Source organism: Bradyrhizobium sp. (assembly GCF_016213215.1).
GTDB lineage: Bacteria > Pseudomonadota > Alphaproteobacteria > Rhizobiales > Xanthobacteraceae > Bradyrhizobium.
The window spans coordinates 1-2,209 of sequence record NZ_JACRAW010000118.1 but is presented as its reverse complement, the minus strand read 5'-3'; the positions used below and the strand labels follow the sequence as shown (position 1 = coordinate 2,209).

3 protein-coding genes are annotated in these 2,209 nt (G+C 62.0%); 2 read left to right on the top strand and 1 reads right to left on the bottom strand.

The annotated features are described in order from the left end of the window. Positions 1–700, bottom strand: a 700-nt coding sequence (purC, locus tag HY852_RS20280) for a phosphoribosylaminoimidazolesuccinocarboxamide synthase (RefSeq protein WP_291606597.1), incomplete at its 3' end; no start/stop codon positions are given. A gap of 301 nt (positions 701–1,001) precedes the next feature. Between purC and HY852_RS20275 the strand changes: the two genes are divergently transcribed. Together HY852_RS20275 and HY852_RS20270 are read left to right on the top strand one after the other, a co-directional pair. Then, positions 1,002–1,319, top strand: a complete 318-nt coding sequence (locus HY852_RS20275; protein WP_291606596.1) for a DUF1476 domain-containing protein — start codon at positions 1,002–1,004, stop codon at positions 1,317–1,319. A gap of 1 nt (position 1,320) precedes the next feature. After that, positions 1,321–2,091, top strand: a complete 771-nt coding sequence (locus HY852_RS20270) for an aldolase/citrate lyase family protein (protein ID WP_291606595.1) — start codon at positions 1,321–1,323, stop codon at positions 2,089–2,091. Positions 2,092–2,209: the final 118 nt, after the last annotated feature.

The window sequence follows — 2,209 nt, the reverse complement described above, 5'->3', positions numbered from 1 at the left end:
CGCCGAGATCGCGGCGGAAACGATCCTTGTCGAGCTTGTCGTTGTTCTTGATGTCCCACAGCCGGCAACTGTCGGGCGAGATCTCGTCGGCGACGACGATACGCATCACGTCGTTTTCCCACAGCCGGCCGGTCTCCATTTTGAAGTCGACCAGGCGGATGCCGACGCCGAGGAACAGACCGGACAGGAAGTCGTTGACACGGATGGCGAGCGCCATGACGTCGTCGATCTCTTGCGGACTGGCCCAGCCGAAGGCGGTGATGTGCTCTTCCGACACCATCGGGTCGTTGAGCTTGTCGTTCTTGTAATAGAACTCGATGATCGAGCGCGGCAGCTGGGTGCCTTCGTCGATGCCCAGCCGCGTCGCCAGCGAACCGGCGGCGACGTTGCGCACCACCACTTCGAGCGGAATAATCTCCACCTCGCGGATCAACTGCTCGCGCATGTTGAGCCGCCGGATGAAGTGGGTGGGAACCCCGATATCATTGAGATGCTGGAATACGTATTCGGAGATCCGGTTGTTGAGGACGCCCTTGCCTTCGATCACTTCGTGCTTCTTGGCGTTGAAGGCAGTCGCGTCGTCCTTGAAGTGCTGGATCAGCGTGCCCGGCTCCGGGCCTTCATAGAGGACCTTCGCCTTGCCTTCGTAAATGCGGCGGCGGCGACTCATCGGGATGTACCGTGGTTTTTGAAAGTCCATTGGATTTGCCGTGGCTCCTTTAGTGGCTTCGAGATCCGCGGCGGCGGGACCGGACGCTCAGCCTAGCGCGTCAAATTGTCCGGGCACGAGTCGAACCTAGCCGATCGGTCCGGGCAGCACAATCGACCTCGCGTCACGTTTTCCACTTCGCAATTTCGCCGCAATAGCCCGCCGGCCGGTTGCCTTGACGGTTGGCTAGCGATATGCAAGGCGCAGCAGTTGTATGTGCGAACGCGATCATATGGTCGCGCACGCATGATCCCCGATAAGATCATGCGCTAGAACAAAAAATGAGGGCGGCATGACCACATTCGACAAGCGCGAGGAAGGCTTCGAGAAGAAGTTCGCGCATGACGAGGAATTGAAATTCAAGTCGATGGCTCGTCGCAACAAACTCTTGGGGCTCTGGGCCGCCGGCGTGCTCGGTAAAAGCGGCGCCGATGCCGACGCCTATGCCAAGGAGGTCGTGCTCGCCGACTTCGAGGAAACCGGCGATAACGACGTTTTGCGTAAAGTTGCAAAGGATTTGCAGGCTAAAGGCATCGACCAGCAGCAAATTCGCGCCAAGATGAGCGAATTGCTCGATGAGGCGATCGAGCAAGTCAAGAAGAGCGGCTGACGTGACCGCCTTTACCCTCGCCCGAGCCTTGCGCGCGGGCGACACGGTGTATTCCTCCTGGTGTACGCTGGCCTCAGCGGTAGCGGCCGAGACGATCGCGCGCGAGGGCTTTCCCGCCGTCGTCATCGATCAGCAGCACGGGCTGTGGGATACCGCCGCGATTGTTGCGGCCGTCGGCGCGCTGCATCATGCAGGCAGCACACCGCTGGTGCGCGTGCCGGTGGGCGATTTCGCCTTCGTGTCGCGTGCGCTCGACTTCGGCGCCGAGGCGATCATTGCGCCGATGATCAACACCGAGCGCGATGCCCGCCAGTTCGCCGCCGTAGCCAAATACCCGCCGCTCGGCGAGCGCAGCTGGGGTCCGCAGCGCGCCATGGCGCTGCAAGGGAAAAGCGTCACCACCGACTATCTGCGCGAGGCCAATGACGGGACGCTGACACTCGCCATGATCGAGACGCCAACCGCGCTCGGCAATGTCGAGGCCATCGCCGCCACGCCCGGCATCGATGCGCTGTTCATCGGCCCCTACGATCTGTCGACGGCGTTGAGCGGCGGCACGGCGCAGGACGTGCAGGCCGCGGAGGTCGAGCGCGCCATCGACCGCATCTGTCAGGCAGCGACCAAGGCCGGCAAGATTCCCGGCATCTATTGCAGCAACACCGAACGCGCGCTCGTCCTGGCTAAGCGCGGTTTCCGTTTCATCACCATCGGCAGCGATCTCGGCATGCTGCGCGACAGCGCGGCGGCGCAGCTGAAGGCGTTGAAATCCTAACCGTCATTCCGGGACGCTCGCGCAGCGAGCGGACCCGGAATCCAGATGCAACACGTGAGATGGCTCTGGATTCCGGGTTCGCGCCACCCAAGTCGGCTATAGCCGACTTGGCCAATGT